Genomic DNA, 19694 nt, shown 5'->3' with positions numbered 1-19694 from the left:
GGCACTTGGCCCCGGCTTCCGTCAACTCAACGCTTAGACGCGTTCGAAGACGGTGGAAATGCCTTGGCCGAGACCAATGCACATGGTTGCAACCCCAAGGTTACCGCCATTTTGCTTCATCACGTTAAGCAAAGTGCCGGAAATACGCGCACCGGAACAACCGAATGGGTGGCCCAGGGCAATCGCACCGCCGTGCAGGTTAACCTTCTCGTTCATCTTGTCGAGTACTTTCAAATCTTTCAGCACCGGCAGGGCCTGTGCGGCGAAAGCTTCGTTGAGCTCGAAGAAATCGATATCGGAGATAGTCAGGCCCGCGCGCTTCAACGCTTTTTGTGTGGCCGGTACAGGACCATAGCCCATGATTGCCGGGTCCACACCCGCCACTGCCATCGAACGGATCACTGCCAGCGGCTGGATGCCCAGGTCCTGGGCACGCTGCGCCGACATCACGATCATGCACGAAGCACCGTCGGTGATTTGCGACGAAGTACCCGCTGTCACGGTGCCGCCCTTTGGATTGAATGCCGGCTTCAGGGCCGCCAAGCTTTCCAGGGTGGTGTCCGGACGAATGGTTTCGTCGTAGTCGAACAGTTTCAAGAAGCCGTTCTCGTCGTAACCGTTCATCGGGATGATTTCATCCTTGAACTTGCCTTCCACGGTCGCCTTGTGGGCGAGTTGGTGGGAGCGCAAGCCGAACGCGTCCTGGGCTTCGCGGGTAATGCCATGCATCTTGCCGAGCATTTCTGCAGTCAAGCCCATCATGCCAGAGGCTTTCGCCGCGTAGAGCGACATGTGCGGGTTTGGATCGACGCCGTGCATCATGCTGACGTGGCCCATGTGCTCCACGCCACCGACTACAAACACATCTCCGTTGCCAGTCATAATCGCCTGGGCGGCGGTGTGCAGCGCGCTCATGGACGAACCGCACAAGCGGCTCACGGTCTGGCCAGCAGCTGTGTGCGGGATCTGAGTCATCAGCGACGCCATGCGCGCGATGTTCCAGCCCTGCTCCAGGGTCTGGTTGACGCAGCCCCAGATTACGTCTTCGACTTCGTTCGGGTCGACCTTGACGTTGCGTTCCAGCAATTTGCTGATCAGGTGCGCGGACATGTCTTCAGCGCGGGTGTTGCGGTGCATGCCGCCCTTGGAGCGGCCCATCGGTGTGCGACCGAAGTCGACAATCACCACGTCTCTTGGATTCAAGCTCATAAATATTCTCGCTCTAGTCGTCTGGGCGCTTAACCGAAGAAGCTCTGGCCATTTTTGGCCATTTCACGCAGCTTCGCGGTCGGGTGGTACAGCGGGCCCAGATCAGCGTATTGATCAGCCAGGGCAACGAATTCGGCCACACCGATCGAGTCGATGTAACGCAGCGCACCGCCACGGAATGGAGGGAAACCAATACCGTACACCAAGCCCATATCGGCTTCGGCAGCGGTTTCAACGATACCGTCTTCCAGGCAGCGAACGGTTTCCAGGCACAGGGCAATCATCATCCAGTTGATGATGTCCTCATCGGACACCTCACGCTGTTCGTAGATGACAGGTGCGAGCACTTCGTGAACCGATGGATCGGCGACTTTTTTCTGCTTGCCCTTCTTGTCGGTCTCGTAGGCGTAGAAGCCCTTGCCGTTCTTCTGGCCCAGGCGCTTGGCTTCATAGAGAGCATCGACAGCGGAGCGGCGGTCGTCTTTCATGCGGTCCGGGAAGCCTTCAGCCATCACGTCACGACCGTGGTGGCCGGTGTCGATGCCGACCACGTCCATCAGGTACGCCGGGCCCATCGGCCAGCCGAATTTTTCCATGACTTTGTCGATGCGCACGAAGTCAACACCGGCGCTCACCAGCTTGGCGAAACCACCGAAGTACGGGAACAGCACGCGGTTGACCAGGAAGCCTGGGCAATCGTTAACTACGATCGGGTTCTTGCCCATTTTCTTGGCGTAGGCAACGGTGGTGGCAATCGCCAGCTCGCTGGACTTCTCGCCACGGATCACTTCCACCAACGGCATCATGTGCACCGGGTTGAAGAAGTGCATGCCGACGAAGTTTTCCGGACGCTTGAGGGCCTTGGCCAGCAGCGAGATGGAAATGGTCGAGGTGTTCGAGGCCAAGATGGTGTCGTCTTTGACGTGGCCTTCAACTTCAGCCAGTACCGCCTGCTTGACCTTCGGGTTCTCGACAACGGCTTCGACCACCAGGTCGACATGGCCGAAATCGCCGTAGGACAGCGTAGGACGAATACCGTTAAGTACTTCAGCCATTTTCGCTGCGGTCATGCGACCTTTATCAACGCGCCCCACGAGCAGCTTGGCGGCTTCGGCCAGACCTTGCTCGATACCGTGCTCGTTGATGTCTTTCATCAGGATCGGCGTGCCTTTGGACGCCGACTGATAGGCAATACCGCCGCCCATGATACCGGCGCCGAGTACGGCAGCCTGTTTCACGTCCTTGGCGATTTCGTCGTAGGCCTTGGCCTTTTTCTTCAGCTCCTGATCGTTCAGGAACAGGCCAATCAGGCTTTGGGCAGCCGAGGTTTTCGCCAGTTTGACGAAGCCTGCCGCTTCCACTTCCAGGGCTTTATCGCGACCGAAGCTCGCAGCTTTCTGGATGGTTTTGATCGCTTCAACCGGCGCCGGGTAGTTCGGACCGGCCTGGCCAGCGACGAAACCTTTGGCGGTTTCGAACGACATCATTTGTTCGATGGCGTTGAGCTTGAGTTTTTCCAGCTTCGGCTGACGCTTGGCCTTGTAATCGAATTCGCCGCTGATGGCGCCCTTGATCAGGTTCAGTGCGGCTTCGGCCAGTTTGTCCGGAGCAACCACGGCGTCGACGGCACCGACTTTCAGCGCGTCTTCAGCACGGTTTTCCTTACCGGCGGCGATCCACTCGATGGCGTTGTCGGCCCCGATCAGGCGCGGCAGGCGCACCGTGCCGCCGAAACCTGGGTAGATGCCCAGTTTGACTTCAGGCAGGCCGATTTTGGCGGTGGCCGACATGACGCGGAAGTCTGCGGCCAGGCACATTTCGAAGCCACCGCCCAGCGCGATGCCATTGATCGCGGCAACGGTCGGTACGTTGAGGTCTTCGAAATCGCTGAAAATCTTGTTGGCTTCGAGGTTGCCAGCCACCAGCTCGGCATCGGGCAGCTTGAAGTTGTCGACGAATTCGGTGATGTCAGCGCCGACGATAAACACGTCCTTGCCGCTGGAGACGATCACGCCCTTTACCGAAGCATCTGCTTTGATGGTGTCTACGGCCTGACGCAGTTCATTCAGGGTTAGACGGTTGAACTTGTTGACGGACTCACCCTTGAGGTCGAATTTCAATTCGACGATGCCACTTTCAAGAGCCTTAACCGTGATGGCTTTACCTTCGTAAATCATCAACTGATCTCCACGATATGGAAGCTGAACAGTACACATTGGACGCTGGCCTCTGGTTGGACACTGGCCTTTAGGTCAATGCTCACTCCAATCCGCCAGGCACACCCGCCAATGCGATAGTCGGGATGTATGTGCGCGCGGTCTGACAGACAAACGCTCAATTCATACGCCCGTTTGATTTGGGTACGCCACCTTCATCCAATTCCAGGCAATTGTCAATCGCTCGAAAGGCTAGGAAAAACGCGACTTTCCAGTCATTTCAGAACTCAAACCATAGGCGCACGCTTCGCCAATATTCAAATATTCACGAAATCAATTATAGGAAGGATGTGGGAAAAGACTGTACAGAACGGGATATCCGGCTAGGCTAGCCGCAACCATAACGCGCACGGATGAACATCCGACGCAGCAAGCACAGATTACCGGCCTGCCTGGCCAACTCCAGCCCGATGATGATGTCGGGCTTTTTATTGCCTGAAATTCAGTAGACGCTTCAGGCCAGCGCTTTGAGCAGCGCATCAATGGCGAGCAAATCACTCGCTTCGCCCTTCTCGCCCCAATACAGGGCAATCATCTGCTTATCGGCCTCGACCTTGTAGACGTTGGCCGGCAGCGTTGCAAAATGCGGCAACAACTTCTCATCGTCGCAGACTTCACGCCATTGATTAACCCACACACCCGGCTCCAACTGCCAATAACTCCAGGTTGCCGGCGTGCTGCCGCGTCGTGGCCGGCAGTATTGCGCACAGGGGCTCGGCGGCTCTTGCTTGAGCCAGTGCGGCCACTCCTGAGGTGCCAATTGCATGGCCAGGCCGATGCGGCGCGCCTCCATGCGCAGGGCCATTCGCCCACTCTGGTGGCGCGAAGGGCGTAGCCATGCCAGAGGGCTCAGAACCACCACAAGGATTGACACCACTATCCAGACCGTCATATGAGTACCCCCGAATTTCTAGATGAGCGGATTTGACCTGACGCAACCCCATCCGCTTGAAAGCAGCCATACTGAACTTATTGCAGTCCCCTGGAGGAACGCCCCATGTCCTACACACATATTCTGGTCGCCGTCGACCTGACCGAAGAGTGCGATCCAGTGATCAAGCGCGCGCAGGCTTCAGCAATCGCCAACGGCGCCAAGCTGTCACTGGTACACATCGTCGAGCCCATGGCCATGGCGTTTGGCGGCGATGTGCCGATGGACCTTTCCCAACTGCAACAACAACAGTTCGATCAGGCCAAAGAACGCCTGGACCGGTTGATCATCAAATACCCGGAACTGACCAAGGAAAACTCCCACCTTACTTACGGCCAACCGCGCCAGGAGATCCACCACCTGGCCAAGGAACAGAACTGCGATCTGATCGTGGTGGGCAGCCATGGCCGTCACGGCTTGGCATTGCTGCTGGGCTCCACCGCCAATGATGTACTGCACGGAGCGCCGTGCGATGTGTTGGCCGTTAAGTTGGTAAAAAGCTCGTAACGCCGATGAAGATGCAATGCGGGAGGGGGCTTGCCCCCGATAGCAGCCTCTCAGTAGAAACACCACTGACTGAGACACCGCTATCGGGGGCAAGCCCCCTCCCACATTTGAGCCACTTTTTTACTGACCTAAAGTCACTCAGGCATCTAACTCTGCCCAACGCTCCATCAGCACTTCCAGCTCCTGGTTCAACTTCTCCAGAGAAGCGATGACCTTGGCAGTTTCCGCCGCCGGACGCAGATAAAAACCCGCATCAGCCATGTCGGCTTCTACCGCAGCAATCTGCTGTTCCTTGGCGTCGATATCACCCGGCAAGGCTTCCAGCTCGCGCTGCAGCTTGTAGCTGAGCTTTTTCTTGGCCGTCGGCGCAGCCTCGGGTGCAGGGGCAGCAGTGGCAACAGGCTTGACCACCGCCGAGTTCAAGTCGGCCTTGCCGGACTTACTCTCGGTCACGCCCAACAGGCGCGGTGAACCGCCCTGGCGCAGCCAGTCCTGATAGCCACCGACGTATTCGCGCACCTTGCCTTCACCTTCGAAGACCAGGGTGCTGGTGACCACGTTATCGAGGAATGCCCGGTCGTGGCTGACCATCAGCACAGTGCCGTTGAAAGTCAATAAGACCTCTTCCAGCAGTTCAAGGGTTTCTACGTCGAGGTCGTTGGTCGGTTCGTCGAGCACCAGCAGGTTGGCAGGTTTGCTGAACAGTTTGGCCAACAGCAAGCGTGCGCGCTCACCACCGGACAAGGCCTTGACCGGCGTCCGTGCGCGCTGCGGGCTGAACAGGAAGTCGCCCAGATAGCTCAGCACGTGGCGGCTCTGGCCGTCGATGTCGATAAAGTCGCGGCCTTCAGCCACGTTGTCGATCACGGTTTTTTCCAGGTCCAACTGATGGCGTAACTGGTCGAAGTAAGCCACGTCGATGCGTGTGCCCTCCTCCACGGTGCCGCTGGTCGGCTTCAGACCATTGAGCATCAGCTTGAGCAAGGTAGTCTTGCCGGTACCGTTGGCGCCCAGCAGACCAATACGGTCGCCACGCTGCAGGACCATGGAGAAGTCCTTGATCAGGAACGGACCGTCCGGGTGATGGAAGCTGACGTTTTCCAGCACCATCACTTGTTTACCCGACTTGTCGGCGGTATCGAGCTGGATATTGGCCTTGCCGGTGCGCTCACGACGCTCGCTACGTTCAACACGCAGGGCTTTGAGGGCGCGCACGCGGCCTTCGTTACGGGTGCGGCGCGCCTTGATGCCCTGGCGGATCCAGACTTCTTCCTGGGCCAGCTTTTTGTCGAACAGCGCGTTGGCAGTTTCTTCAGCCGCCAGCGTCGCTTCTTTGTGCACCAGGAAGCTGGCGTAGTCGCCGTTCCAGTCGATCAAGCCGCCGCGATCCAGTTCAAGGATGCGCGTGGCCAGGTTTTGCAGGAAAGAACGGTCGTGCGTGATGAACAGCACGGCGCCCTGGAAATCCTTGAGGGCTTCTTCAAGCCAGGCGATGGCGCCGATGTCCAGGTGGTTCGTTGGTTCGTCGAGCAGCAACAGATCCGGCTCGGACACCAGGGCCTGGGCCAGCAGCACGCGGCGACGCCAGCCGCCGGACAACTCGGCGAGGGTCTTGTCGGCCGGCAGTTGCAAGCGGCTCAGGGTGCTGTCCACCAGTTGCTGCAGGCGCCAGCCATCACGTGCTTCGAGGTCCTGCTGAACGTGCATCAGCTTGTTCAGGTCTTCCTCGGTGACGCAGTTCTGCGCGAGGTGATGGTATTGCGCAAGCAACTCGCCCACACCGTCCAGGCCTTCGGCAACCACGTCGAACACTGTCCGTCCGTCGGCCACCGGCAATTCTTGCGGCAATTCGCCAATCTTGAGGCCAGGGGCGCGCCAAACAGAGCCGTCATCGGGCTTTTGGTCGCCTTTTACCAGCTTCATCATGCTGGACTTGCCGGTGCCGTTGCGGCCGATGATGCACACCCGCTCACCACGGGCGATCTGCCAGGACACCTTGTCCAACAACGGCATAGCGCCGAAAGCAAGGGACACATCGCTGAATTTGAGCAGGGTCATACGCTTCTCCAAAAACTGGGCGCGCATTCTACCTGAGTTGAGGGTGGGATGCGGCCAGCATTTTCAAGGCCGACACGTTCTGTAGGACATTTCCCGTAAACCTGAACGAACCGGCCAGCAAAGCTTTCGCCGGTCGCTGGCAAAAGGCTAAGCTAGGGGCAATCAGCGTCGGCAGTGCCGGCGCTAGTCGTGATTTCTCTGCACGGACGTCTCATGCGCAGTCGCCTTTTCAACTTTTTATCTTGTCTGCTTCTTTCCGCCACCGCCGTTCAATCCGCCCAGGCCGTGGACCTCACCACCCAACGTCAATATTACGATGAAGCCAAGCGCGCTCTGGCCAAGGGCGATACCGGCCCGTACATGCAATACAGCCAGGCCCTGGCCGACTACCCGCTTACACCGTACCTGGCCTACGACGAACTGACTGCGCGCCTGAAAACCGCGAGCAACCAGGAAATCGAGCAGTTCCTGGCCAAAAACGGCGACCTGCCCCAGGCGAACTGGATGAAACTGCGCTGGTTGCGCTGGCTGTCCGAGCGTGGCGACTGGCAAACCTTTGAAAAGTACTACGACCCCAAACTCAATTTCGTCGAACTGGACTGCCTGCACGGCCAATACCAACTCACCCACAACCTGAAGGCCGAAGGCTACAAGACCGCCGAAAAGCTGTGGATGACCGGCAAATCCCAACCCGCCGCCTGTGATGCCACGTTTGGCCAGTGGGCCGCCGACGGCCAACTCACCGAACAGAAAATCTGGGACCGCACCAAACTCGCCGCCGAAGCGCGCAACTACGCGCTGGCCAACAGCCTGGTAAAAACCCTGCCAACCCTCGGTGCCCAAGGTCGCCTGATGGTGGACGTGGCGCAAAAGCCCGACATGCTAAGCGATCCATCGCGCTTCCAGCCGGCCACCGAGGCTATGTCGGATGCCGTAGGCCTGGGCCTGCGCCGCCTGGCGCGCCAGGACCCGGACAAAGCCATGGCCCTGCTCGACGGTTACGCCAGCAGCATGCACTTCTCCCGTGACGAAAAAGTGGCAATCGCCCGTGAAATCGGCCTGACCCTGGCCAAGCGTTTCGACCCACGCGCCCTTGAGGTGATGACCAAATACGACCCGGAACTGCGCGACAACACCGTCTCCGAATGGCGCCTGCGCCTGCTGTTGCGCCTGGCGCGCTGGGAAGATGCCTACCAGTTGACGCGCAAACTCCCACAAGACTTGGCCACCTCCAACCGCTGGCGCTACTGGCAGGCGCGCAGCCTTGAACTGGCTGAGCCGAAGAACCCGCAAGCATTGGTGCTCTACAAGAACCTTTCGCGGGAGCGGGATTTCTACGGTTTCCTCGCCGCCGACCGCTCCAAGGCTCCGTACCAGTTGAACAACAAGCCGCTGGTGATGAGTCAGGCGCTGGTCAATAAAGTGCGTAACACACCCGGCGTGCGTCGCGCTCTGGAGTTCTACGCCCGTGGCCAGATCGTGGATGGCCGCCGCGAGTGGTACCACGTCAGCCGTCATTTCAACCGTGATGAGATGGTCGCCCAGGCCAAGCTGGCGTACGACATGAAGTGGTACTTCCCGGCGATCCGCACCATTAGCCAGGCCCAGTACTGGGACGATCTGGATATCCGCTTCCCAATGGCCCACCGCGACACCCTGGTGCGTGAAGCCAAGGTGCGGGGCCTGCATTCGAGCTGGGTATTCGCCATTACCCGCCAGGAAAGTGCCTTTATGGACGACGCCCGCTCCGGCGTAGGCGCCAGCGGCCTGATGCAACTGATGCCCGGCACCGCCAAGGAAACCGCGCGCAAATTCAGCATCCCGCTGGCTTCCCCGGCCCAGGTCCTGGACCCGGACAAAAACATCCAGCTCGGCGCCGCCTACCTGAGCCAGGTGCACAGCCAGTTCAACGGCAACCGCGTGCTCGCTTCCGCCGCGTACAACGCCGGCCCCGGCCGCGTGCGCCAGTGGCTGCGCGGAGCGGATCACTTGAGTTTCGATGTATGGGTGGAAAGCATCCCATTCGACGAAACCCGCCAGTATGTGCAGAACGTGTTGTCTTATTCGGTGATCTACGGGCAAAAACTCAACTCACCACAGCCTCTTGTGGATTGGCATGAGCGCTATTTTGATGACCAGTAAGGTCTGAAGCGACTCTGAAAATGCCCGCATCGAAAGATGCGGGCATTTTCATTTCCACGGCTGAAAATATTCTGATCGCCCGGGGAAATACACATACAGAAAAAACATGATGGAACGCGAAAAGTCTGATGTTCACTCAGCCCACGAGCTCAGTCGATAAATTATCTCTGAGTGACTGACTTCAAAATGGCCTAGAGAGAAACTCAGACATGACACTCACGTCCATCAGTAGCCGCTTAAACACTCAGCCCGCGACCAACATCATTACCCCCCCGCCACTCTTCGAGGTCAAGAGTGAAAAGCCGCCCACGCCTGATCAAGATGCCGGCAAAACGCCGCAAGCCAAGGCCGATCAGGAATTGGCCGTGCTGTTTGCCGCCGTATCAGCCAGATCGGCGAAAACCGGCCCATCGTACGATGGCATCGAGAGCGTTGAGGGTATCCCGCCAAGTTCGACCTTCGGCCAGTGGTGGACGCACCTGCATACGCTGCTCAAGCATCCCCAATTCGTCGAATGGGCAACGCAAAGGCACATTAATCTTTCCAAACCCTTAATGATCAGTCTGCGTGACGAGATCACCTTCACCATGACTGATGGGCGCCGGGAGGTGTTCAGGGCAACGGATGAAAACCCGCTCTGGCCGGTCGTTGTGGCGCCGATTCTTCGCGCCGCCAACGTCGTGGCGGCGGGCAACAGCCCCCTTCGTCTGTCCGCATCGGACTCCACATCTGCGCCCTTTGAAGTGGTGGCGAATTTTCACGGTGAATCGGTACCCCTCACGACGTCACGGACAGCAGAGCTGCAGCAGACCCAGACATTCACCAAAAACGCCGCCAACGCGGTTCCGAACAAGGTCGAGGATGGGCCGGCCAATACGGGCAAGCTCAATACAGAGCGGACCGCCCTTGGCGACTTGGTGGACACGCGCGCGCTCTGCGAAAAGCTCAAGGGCCTTGTGCGCTATGGTACTGAGGGGATTGAGGAGCGGTTAAAGAACACAAAGATAGAGGTGCACCCGCACTCGTCATTCGGCCAAGGCCCCGAAACCGGCCCTGGACGCACCGTGACACTTGAGCAATTTATCCTGGCAAATAACTGGCGGTTGCCCAGCACGCTTGAAGCACTGGAGAACATGATCAGCACGCTCAATGCCCCACCGTTGCAGGCACCACGCCTAGGCAGCCTGGGTGGGGCGATCTCGTGGCCGGCCCCGCTGGGCGACCACGACCAAAAGAGCGTTTACAGTCATTTTCACTACAACCTGCAACTACCGGCGTTGGTGAAGGAAAGAACGGAGCCCCAAAACCCACGGGGAGTTTTGGGTTATCTCACAAGCCACCTGCACATTTCCCAAAACGAATTGCGCGACCCACTTAAAGTCATCGAAAAAATCATCAACACACCAAAAGCCATCGAACTCGAAGCCGCCTTGCACCAAAAGATGGGGGATGGCTGGAAGACCAGCTCCAGCCATGACTGGCTGTTGACTGCCATCGCTACCACTCTGGACCCAGAAAGCATGTTTGGCCCGCAACTCAATCATCTCGCGGGTTTCAATCTGGCCGACGGACGTTTCATGGGGCAGCCCCTCGCAACTATCAAGCAGGCGTTCATTGACCACCTGATAAAACTGAACAGAGCCTCGCTGGACATGGCGCCCATTGCTGCACAAATGCTGCTTTCGCGTACTGCGCCGGAGTTATTGGTCAAAAACGTTCCTGCCAGCATTACGTTGGGATCGGCAGCGTGGGTGAGTTTCAAAGCGGCGGTGACGCGGATCGAGGCCTATAGCCCTGGTGCCACGATGCAGATGACGTTTGCGCAAGTGTGTGCCAGAGATGCCCTGGACCCGATTTCGCAAGAGGGGCAGGCCATTCAGCAAGTGACATCGCGAGCGGCGCTTATTGAGTGGGGCAAGATCAACGGCGAACTCGTGCCCCGCAATGACGGGAACTATCCTCAGGCTGACATTGATCGGGTCCAGCGCGCGCTCGCTGACAAAACTTCTACGTTGCAACAAGCCGTCGAGCAACTTGCCAGTAAGGTGCCGACCCAACGCGATGTGGCGCTACAGCAACTCAAGCAACAATTCGGCGAGGAGCTTCCCTACGAACTTAAATGCTTTCGCGATAATAGCCCCCGCGGCAGAGGCCACGGAAACCTTGCTAGCTCCACGCAGCCAAAATATTCGCTACTGGACTTTTATCTTTCAAAACCCGAAGTCAATCCGTTTTCTAATTGGGTATCCGATAACAACACGATTGCCCCCAGCATGATTGCCCGTCTTGCTCACTTGCCAGACGCAAAATCCCTGCATAAGCAAGCCTTTGTCGACTACACGGAAGGCACCAAAAAAGCACAGGCGAGCGTGATAAAAAACCAGCTTGCGAAACTTCCTCTGGAAGATCGCCAGAATCTTGAGTTTGGCAGCATTCGTATATTCATAGAGGGTCAGGTCAGCCGTTATGAAAGCAACCTCCCAGGTCTCACAATTAATGACGAAGATAACGTACCCAGCCAGCCAAAGGAGCAAAAGGCACTGATCTTCCAGACCGAGCGCGACGGGAACCTGGAGTTTTATGAAATATCAGCGCAAAAAGGCCAAATAAATAAACGTGACGGTCTGAAGACAAACTTTAAGGAAGGCCCCCAAGGAGATTGGGTCAAGGTGCCCAGCCATCAAGGGTCAAAATGGACAAATACGGCGATCCATGAAGTCAAACCAAGCGCCTCCCAAGATGCAGTACAACAACGGGCCAGGCAATTGCCAGTGACCATCCCTGCCTCGTTCAGCAGCGCGCGCAGTGCCTATATCAGTAATACGGTAGTCAATTACTCCAACCCGGAATCAAACTTTGAGCAACTACTGGAACTGACCAAAAGCATCACGACATTCGATGAAGAGGCCGATAAGGAAAAAGCTCTGTTCAACATAATTGTAGGGCTAATACCTAGGGCGTCTGCCGTTAAAAACCTGATCAATGGAGACCCCTTGGCGGCACTGGGAGATCTGTTGTTTGACGGGGTGATGTACTTGACCGGCTCGGCCCTGGGCAGAGGCGCGAGTGCCGTTGGCGGTCCCAGAGGCGCGACCCGGGTGGCCATGGCGAGCAGCCGAATAGGTCGCGGCGTGCTGGGTAAAGCCTCGGGCGCGCCGGCCAGCAGTGCCCGGCTGGCCGCAGGCACGAAACCTCTTAATGCACGGCAACTGTCGCAGAGCACGATGGATCACGCTCAACTGCGCGCGTTTGCCGAACGAGCCGACATAGCGGAAGGCACTTATCGCGCCCCCGGTGCACTCGAACCCAGCCGAGTAACTGCCCAACTGGATAATCAAACCGGTCACTGGCTGCACTATGACGTGAATAAAAACACAGCTTACGGGAAGAAACTGGATAACTTCTCACCCGACAATCATCGGCCAATTTCAGCCGCAACAGGCAGTCAACCTGCACCTGCAACTTCACCTGTGTCTTTCGAAAAAAGTCTGGCCTATGACAACGTCATACAAATGAAAGGCACGATGAAAGACCTCAAACTTGTGGCCAATGAAATGCATGTGTTCGTCGATACCTATAAAGGTGTTGATCGCCTGAATATTGTCGCCCACGGTCTTGAGCGCAGCCGACTGGACAGATTTTTGAACCGTGGAAGCAGCATCGTTATCGACAATACCGCGTACTCGGCCAAAGACTTGGTCGCTTTGTTGAACACGAAAGGCGTCGACCCCAGCGCCTTTAACAATGTGCGGCTATTGGTTTGCTACTCTGGCGAGGGTGGTAGTCGCGCCTTCGGCAGCTTGCTGCAAAAGGAGATCAACCGGCCGGTGAAGGCGTTCGAGGGCTCGGTTTCAATGCAACACGGCTCTAGGTCATTGACGGCCGCACGAGACGACCTGATTGCGCGGATCAACGAGATCAGCCCCGGCATCTCTGCTAAAAACGCCGAGCGGCTGGCAGATATGAACATGTATCAGGCCTTTGTAGGGAAAGTCACCCAGCACGTTGTCAAGACTCACGGTAGCAAGATAAAGATGAACGTGGCGCTTCTGGGCGAGCCCAAACACTATGTGGACACTAGGGTTTCGTACAAACCTGTCTACTTCCGTTAGCACTGGTGCCAGGCATAGCAGGTCATTGCGCTTGCGCACCACTATTGAACTGCAATGCCGCCAACCGCGCATACAACGGGTTGCTCGCAATCAGCTGCTGATGCGTGCCCACCGCAACCAATTTGCCTTGGTCCATTACCGCAATGCGGTCGGCGTTCTTCACCGTCGCCAGGCGGTGGGCAATCACCAGCGTAGTACGGCCCTGCATCAATTGCGGCAGTGCCTGCTGGATCAAGTGTTCACTTTGCGCATCCAGAGCGCTGGTGGCTTCGTCCAGCAGCAGGATTGGTGCGTCCACCAGCAACGCGCGGGCGATGGCCAAGCGCTGGCGCTGGCCACCAGAGAGGCCCAGCCCGCCATCACCGAGGTGGGTCTGGTAGCCGTCGGGCATTTGCAAGATGAAGTCGTGAGCATGGGCGATGCGTGCAGCGGCTTCGACTTGCTCGCGGGTAGCTGAGGGATTGCCGTAGCGGATGTTCTCTTCGACGCTGCCGAAAAACAACGCCGGGCTCTGGGACACCAGGGCAAAGTGGCGGCGCAGGTCCAGGGGGTCGAGGTCGGTCAGCGGATGGCCTTCGAGCAGGATTCGGCCATGCTGCGGATCGTAGAAACGCAGCAGCAGGTCGAAGATCGTCGATTTACCCGCGCCGGACGGTCCGACGAGTGCCAGGGTTTCACCGGGGTTGATGGTCAGGTTCAACCCGTCGATAGCGTAGCTGTCAGGTCGCGAGGGATAGGAAAAGCGCAGATCTTGCAGCTCCATACGGCCACTGACCCGCTCGGGCAATTTCACGGTATCGGTTGCCGGAGCCTGGATTTCATTAGTCGACTGCAACAGCTCACCAATCCGCTCAGCTGCACCGGCTGCACGCTGCAGCTCACCGAGCACTTCGCTCAGGGTGCCGACCGCGCTGCCGACGATCAGGCTGTAAAACACGAACGCCGCCAGTTCGCCGCCGGAAATGCGCCCACTGATCACGTCCATGCCGCCGACCCACAACATCACACCCACGGCGCCGAGCACCAGCATGATCACCAGCGTGATCAGCCAGGCGCGCTGGGCGATGCGTTTGCGCGCGGTGGCAAAGGCTTCTTCCACGGTCACGGCAAAGCGCTGCTCGTCCTGAACCTGGTGGTTATAGGCCTGCACGGTCTTGATCTGGCCAAGGGTTTCGGACACATAACTGCCCACATCGGCAATGCGGTCCTGGCTCAGGCGCGACAGGCTACGCACGCGGCGCCCGAAAATCAGGATCGGCGCCAGCACCAGCGGCAATGCAACCACCACGATGCTGGTGAGCTTGGGGTTGGTGACGAACAGCAACACGATGCCGCCAATGACCATCAAGGCATTGCGCAGGAACAGTGACAGCGACGAGCCGATCACCGATTGCAGCAAGGTAGTGTCGGTGGTCAACCGCGACTGGATTTCCGAACTGCGGTTGTTCTCATAGAAGCCGGGATGCAGGTAGATGAGGTGGTTGAACACCTGCCGACGAATATCCGCCACCACTCGCTCGCCAATCCAGGAGACCAAGTAAAACCGCGCAAAAGTACCCACCGCCAAGCCAAGCACCAGGATCATGAACAGGCCGATGGACTGGTTGAGTAGGTGTGGCGATTGGGTCATGAAGCCCTGGTCCACCAGCAGGCGAATGCCTTGGCCCATGGACAAGGTAATCCCGGCGGTAACGATCAGCGCCAGCAAAGCACCCAGCGCCTGCCAGCGGTATGGCGCGATAAAACGGCTGGCCAGGCGAATCGCGCGGCGTTGACGGGTTGAGAACATAGGGGCATCACCGATGAGGAACCTGTACCCAACATTGGGGGAACTTGGGCAAATAACAATGAGTCAGGTTAATTATGCCCGCCGATACTCATCCCTAGAGGCTATCGGTCTAATGCCCGGCTGGAAATCGGCCGCCGTTTCTGGTGGACTGAGTATTCGAACCGGTGGTCGTGCAGGGAGTTGTAACAGCGCGGTCACGCGGGGGTTTTAAAGTAGGTATACAACCTGATGAGGAGACAGGCCATGACCTTGCAAAACAGCAGCGATGCCGAGATTAAAGTGATCCGCCAACCCCAGCAGTTGCCTTGCTCCGTCATCGACGCCCAAGGCCATGAGGTGCAGATCACCGAAGAAATGATCCAGCAAGCGTGCCGCGAACTGGAAGAAAAACTGGTCAAGCCTGCCCAGCAAGGCTGAAGCGCCCAAGCTCTTTCAGACCCGGCCTCGATGGCCGGGTTTTTTATGGGCGCTTAAACAGCTACCGCGCCCAGTGCGGACACGATCTTCGACAACGCCGCCGACTCCCCATTGATGCGCACGCTCAAACCATCAATCTCGCGACGCTCGGGATAGTGCTTGCGCAGCAGGTCGAACGCCTTGCGCTGCTCTTGCACAGTTCCAACCAGGCTCCGACGGAAATCCGCATCATCCCGGCGCGGGTCGTACACGCTGCGGCACAAGGTCGCCAGCGCCCAGGCCGGGTCGGTCGAGGCATTCAAGTGCACTTCAGCCAACCACAGCGCAGGCAACAGCTCACTCAACTGAATGCTCGGTTCCTGACCCAGGTACGCGCAAAACGCCTGGTAGATCTGCGCCGTGCCGCGCTGACGGCCTTCCAGGCTATAACCGGCGATATGCGGTGTGGCCAGCACGCACAGGTCGGCCAGGTCCACATCCACTTCGGGCTCGCCTTCCCACACATCCAACACCGCTTGCAGGTCTTCGCGTTCCAGCAGCACCTCGCGCAGGGCGGCGTTGTCCACTACCGGGCCACGGCTGGCGTTGATCAGCCAAGTGCCGGGTTTGAGTTGTTCGAGGCGCTGACGGTCGAATAAATGCCAGGTAGAGCCATTGCCGGACTTGGTCAAAGGCGTGTGCAGGCTGATCACGTCACACTGCTCGATGATCTGCGCCAGGCTCACATAGTCGCCCCCTTCGGCGATCTGCCGCGGCGGGTCGCACACCAGGACATTCCAGCCCAGGCCTTTGAGCACCTTGACCAACCGCCCGCCCACTTCACCGGCGCCGACAATGCCATAGGTGCGTTGGTTGAGGTCGGCGCCTTCGATCTCGGCGAGGGTCTGCAGGCTGCCCAGCACGTAGTCCACCACGCCACGGGCATTGCAGCCGGGCGCGCTGGACCATTGGATGCCGGTCTGCTTGAAGTAGTCGAGGTCCAAGTGATCGGTGCCGATGGTGCAGGTGCCGACAAAACGCACATTTGAGCCCTCCAGCAAGGCGCGATTGACGTTAGTCACCGAGCGCACCAGCAGTACGTCAGCCTGCTCGACCGTGGCGCGATCAAGGGAACGGCCGGGCACCCGGCGAATCTCGCCAAATCCTTGGAAGAAGGCATCGAGCAGCGGGATATTTTCGTCGGCAACAATCAGCATGGCAGGCTCCTTTGGCGGATCAGCAGTGTACAGGGATGCGATCTGCAATGTGGGAGGGGGCTTGCCCCCGAATAGCCGTGTGTCAGCGACTATCCAGTGACTGACACTCTGCAATCGTGGGCAAGCCCCGTCCCACCAGGGATATGCGGCGCCCTGGGAGGTCGCTTACAAATCCCTAACACAGGTTTTTTCCTGACCATGGCGTCAAGGCGTAGAATCCGCCGTCCTTGCGCTATTTTCTATTGGACACCCGCACGTGAACACTGCCGCCACCCCCCTCACCCGCCCCGCCCGTATCAGTCGGGAAGTGCGCGACCTGCTGACGCTCGCTCTGCCAATCATGATCGGCCAACTGGCTACCACCGCCATGAGTTTTGTCGACGCGGTGATGGCCGGACGTGTCAGCCCCCAGGACCTGGCGGCAGTGGGGTTGGGCAACTCGATCTGGATCCCGGTGTACTTGCTGATGAGCGGCACGCTGCTGGCCACCACACCAAAAGTCGCTCAGCGCTACGGTGCCGGCAAATTCAGCGAAATCGGACCGCTGGTGCGCCAGGCCTTGTGGCTGGCGGTGGTCGTGGGGATCCTCGGAGGATTGCTGCTGCTGTGCGCCGAACCGATCCTGCATGCCATGAAGGTCGAGCCTGACCTGATCGTGCCGTCCATGGGCTACCTGCACGGCATCGCCGCGGGGATGCCAGCGATTGCGCTGTATTACGTGCTGCGCTGTTTCAGCGATGGCCTGGGCCGTACGCGACCGAGCATGGTCATGGGCCTGGTCGGCCTGGCGCTGAATATTCCGCTGAACTACATCTTCATTTACGGCCACTTTGGCGTGCCGGCCATGGGCGGCGTGGGCTGTGGCTGGGCCACGGCCATTGCGATGTGGGTGATGATGCTCGGCCTGGCCGTCTGGACGCGCTGGGGCCCGGCCTATCAGAGCAGTGAATTGTTCAAGCGCTTCGATTGGCCGCAATGGACCGTGATCAAGCGTGTATTGGGGATTGGTCTGCCGATTGGCGTCGCGATCTTTGCCGAGTCGAGCATTTTTGCAGTGATCGCCCTGTTGCTCGGCAGCCTCGGCGCCACGGTAGTATCCGGGCATCAGATTGCACTGAACGTCAGCTCCCTGGTGTTCATGATCCCCTACTCCCTGAGCATGGCCGTCACCGTGCGCGTCGGTCAGGCCCTGGGGCGTGGCGAAGCACGTGAAGCGCGCTTCGCCGCCGGGGTCGGCATGGGCACCGCGCTGGCATATGCCTGCCTGTCGTGCAGCCTGATGCTGTTGTTTCGCGAGCAGATCGCGACGATCTACACCCCGGATCCGGTGGTGATCCACCTCGCGTCGACGCTGATCGTATTCTCGGCGCTGTTTCAGTTCTCGGACTCGATCCAGGTCACTGCCGCTGGCGCATTGCGGGGCTATCAGGACACCCGGGTGACCATGGTGCTGACGTTGTTCGCCTACTGGGGCGTGGGGTTGCCGGTGGGCTACGCCCTGGGGCTGACTGACTGGCTCGGCGCGCCCAGCGGCCCAAGCGGTTTGTGGCAAGGGCTGATCGTGGGCCTGAGCTGTGCGGCGGGGATGTTGCTGGTACGCCTGGCGCGCAGTGCACGCCGGCGTATCCGGGCGGATAAGGCGCGCGCTTAGTCGGCCTTTTTGCGAATCCAGTACAGGTAAGTGCCGGCCTGTTCCTGCTGATCCACCAATTCGTGGTCAAGGAACACGCAGAACTTGGGAATATCGCGACGGGTTGACGGGTCGGTCGCGATCACTTTGAGCAAGCCGCCTGCCGGCAGGTCGCGGATGTGCTGGTGCAGCATCATCACCGGTTCCGGGCAGTTGAGGCCTGTTGCATCGAGAACGCCGTCTACGGGGCTGTCGTTAATATCGCTCATTGATTACTCCTCGTTAACGGGCCTTGGTTTTCTTCGCATCCACCAGCCGACGCAGGTGGCACGTCACTTCCTCACGGTCGTGGTAAAGCTGCTTGCAACCGATCTCCACGCGGATGCCGCGCGCCTTGAAACCTTCTTCGATGCGCTCCAGCAGACGCTTCACTTCGGCATAACGCTGCTTCATCGGCAACTTCAGGTTCACCACCGCCTCGCGGCAATATCCTTCGCCAATCCAGGTTTCCAGCAGCGCGGCGTTGCGTGCGGGTTTCTCCACAATGTCGCACACCATCCAGTCAACCGGCTGCTTGGGCACGAAGGTGAAACCGTCGGCCATCAGGTGCTGCACCAGGCCGGTGTCCATCAGGCTTTCGGCCATGGGGCCGTTGTCGATGGCCGTCACCAACATGCCGCGGTTGACCAGTTGCCAAGTCCAGCCGCCCGGCGCGGCACCGAGGTCGACGCCGGTCATGTCGCCGTGCAGGCGCTCGTCCCACTGGTCGCGGGGGATAAAGTGGTGCCAGGCCTCTTCCAGCTTGAGGGTTGAGCGGCTTGGCGCGTCGCGCGGGAATTTCAGGCGTGGAATGCCCATCGGCCACATCGCCGAGTTGTTCGACTCGGCCAGCCCCATGAACACTTCGCGGCCGCTCTTGAACGTCAGCAGCAAGCGCGGCTTGCTCGGGTCGTCCACCAGTTTGCCGGCGTTGAGCAGGGCTTTGCGCAGGTGCACTTCGAATTTCTTGCAGAAGTTCGACAGTTCCTTGCCATCGTTGGTGTCGACCATCTCCAGCCAGAGGCTGCCGCACACCGGGAATTCACGCAGGTGAGCGAGGATCACGCTGATGCGGTCGGTTTCCGGCAGGTCGATAAACACCCCGCGCGCCCACTGCCTCGGGAAGATCAGCTCGGCAAAGCGTTGGCCGTGCATCAAGCGCTGGGCGCCGTCTTCTTCGGTGCAGACAAATTCGGCGCAGGCGCTGCCGGTCTTGGCTTTGGCGTAGCCGGAAACGTTCAGACGCGCGGCGTGTTCCGCGATCTCGGAACAGACTTCGCCTTCAAAACCCGGGCGGCAGTGCATAAAAAGGGTGTTCATTGAATCTCCTGGCAACTGGCTTGCTCGATCGCAATGCCTGTCATGAAAACGCGCGCATGATAGCCGAGTTCGGAACCTTGGACTTGCCCATAGAGTCCAGTTATTAGCCTGCTAATGAAAACAGCGCT

General features: G+C 58.8%; 13 protein-coding genes. 5 read left to right on the top strand and 8 right to left on the bottom strand.

The window, feature by feature from the left end; translation table 11 throughout:
• Positions 1-33: 33 nt before the first annotated feature.
• The 3 genes from fadA to AOA61_RS06805 all read right to left on the bottom strand — a co-directional run bounded on the left by fadA (position 34) and on the right by AOA61_RS06805 (position 4317).
• Complete coding sequence (gene fadA / locus AOA61_RS06820; RefSeq protein WP_024074080.1) at positions 34-1209, bottom strand: acetyl-CoA C-acyltransferase FadA; 1176 nt, start codon at positions 1207-1209, stop codon at positions 34-36.
• Between the two features lie 29 nt (positions 1210-1238).
• Complete coding sequence (gene fadB / locus AOA61_RS06815; RefSeq protein WP_032888792.1) at positions 1239-3386, bottom strand: fatty acid oxidation complex subunit alpha FadB; 2148 nt, start codon at positions 3384-3386, stop codon at positions 1239-1241.
• A gap of 493 nt (positions 3387-3879) precedes the next feature.
• Positions 3880-4317, bottom strand: coding sequence for a hypothetical protein (locus AOA61_RS06805; protein ID WP_032888790.1), 438 nt, complete (start codon positions 4315-4317; stop codon positions 3880-3882).
• Positions 4318-4422: 105 nt separating this feature from the next.
• On the opposite strand from AOA61_RS06805, the gene AOA61_RS06800 reads away from it, so the two are divergent.
• Positions 4423-4863: a universal stress protein gene (locus AOA61_RS06800; protein ID WP_032888788.1), complete on the top strand. Its 441-nt coding sequence runs from the start codon at positions 4423-4425 to the stop codon at positions 4861-4863.
• Positions 4864-5001: 138 nt separating this feature from the next.
• On the opposite strand, the gene AOA61_RS06795 is transcribed toward AOA61_RS06800, so the two are convergent.
• On the bottom strand, positions 5002-6921 hold the full coding sequence (locus tag AOA61_RS06795) for an ATP-binding cassette domain-containing protein (protein WP_099601404.1): 1920 nt from the start codon (positions 6919-6921) through the stop codon (positions 5002-5004).
• A 213-nt stretch (positions 6922-7134) separates the two neighbouring features.
• On the opposite strand from AOA61_RS06795, the gene AOA61_RS06790 reads away from it, so the two are divergent.
• Together AOA61_RS06790 and AOA61_RS06785 are read left to right on the top strand one after the other, a co-directional pair.
• Complete coding sequence (locus AOA61_RS06790) at positions 7135-9063, top strand: transglycosylase SLT domain-containing protein (RefSeq protein WP_032888785.1); 1929 nt, start codon at positions 7135-7137, stop codon at positions 9061-9063.
• 209 nt (positions 9064-9272) lie between these two features.
• Entirely contained in the window at positions 9273-13175 is a 3903-nt protein-coding gene (locus tag AOA61_RS06785) for a hypothetical protein (RefSeq protein ID WP_099601403.1), read from the top strand.
• A 22-nt stretch (positions 13176-13197) separates the two neighbouring features.
• On the opposite strand, the gene AOA61_RS06780 is transcribed toward AOA61_RS06785, so the two are convergent.
• Positions 13198-14964 carry an ABC transporter transmembrane domain-containing protein gene (locus AOA61_RS06780; protein WP_099601402.1) on the bottom strand — a complete coding sequence of 589 codons (1767 nt, stop codon included), beginning with the start codon at positions 14962-14964 and terminating at the stop codon, positions 13198-13200.
• Positions 14965-15207: 243 nt separating this feature from the next.
• Between AOA61_RS06780 and AOA61_RS31510 the strand changes: the two genes are divergently transcribed.
• Entirely contained in the window at positions 15208-15381 is a 174-nt protein-coding gene (locus AOA61_RS31510) for a PA1571 family protein (protein ID WP_164444761.1), read from the top strand.
• A 53-nt stretch (positions 15382-15434) separates the two neighbouring features.
• On the opposite strand, the gene pdxB is transcribed toward AOA61_RS31510, so the two are convergent.
• Positions 15435-16577, bottom strand: coding sequence for a 4-phosphoerythronate dehydrogenase PdxB (gene pdxB, locus AOA61_RS06775; RefSeq protein ID WP_099601401.1), 1143 nt, complete (start codon positions 16575-16577; stop codon positions 15435-15437).
• A gap of 256 nt (positions 16578-16833) precedes the next feature.
• On the opposite strand from pdxB, the gene AOA61_RS06770 reads away from it, so the two are divergent.
• A complete protein-coding gene (locus AOA61_RS06770; protein ID WP_099601400.1) occupies positions 16834-18228 on the top strand; it encodes an MATE family efflux transporter in 1395 nt (464 codons plus the stop codon).
• Here the strand turns inward: AOA61_RS06770 and tusA are convergent.
• Together tusA and rlmM are read right to left on the bottom strand one after the other, a co-directional pair.
• Positions 18225-18476, bottom strand: a complete 252-nt coding sequence (gene tusA, locus AOA61_RS06765; RefSeq protein WP_032888777.1) for a sulfurtransferase TusA — start codon at positions 18474-18476, stop codon at positions 18225-18227. The genes AOA61_RS06770 and tusA overlap by 4 nt on opposite strands.
• Positions 18477-18489: 13 nt before the next feature.
• Entirely contained in the window at positions 18490-19566 is a 1077-nt protein-coding gene (rlmM, locus tag AOA61_RS06760) for a 23S rRNA (cytidine(2498)-2'-O)-methyltransferase RlmM (RefSeq protein WP_032888775.1), read from the bottom strand.
• Positions 19567-19694 lie beyond the last annotated feature (128 nt).

This window comes from Pseudomonas sp. 2995-1 (assembly GCF_002742505.1).
GTDB classification, from domain to species: domain Bacteria; phylum Pseudomonadota; class Gammaproteobacteria; order Pseudomonadales; family Pseudomonadaceae; genus Aquipseudomonas; species Aquipseudomonas sivasensis.
This window is presented reverse-complemented; position numbering and strand designations above follow the sequence as displayed.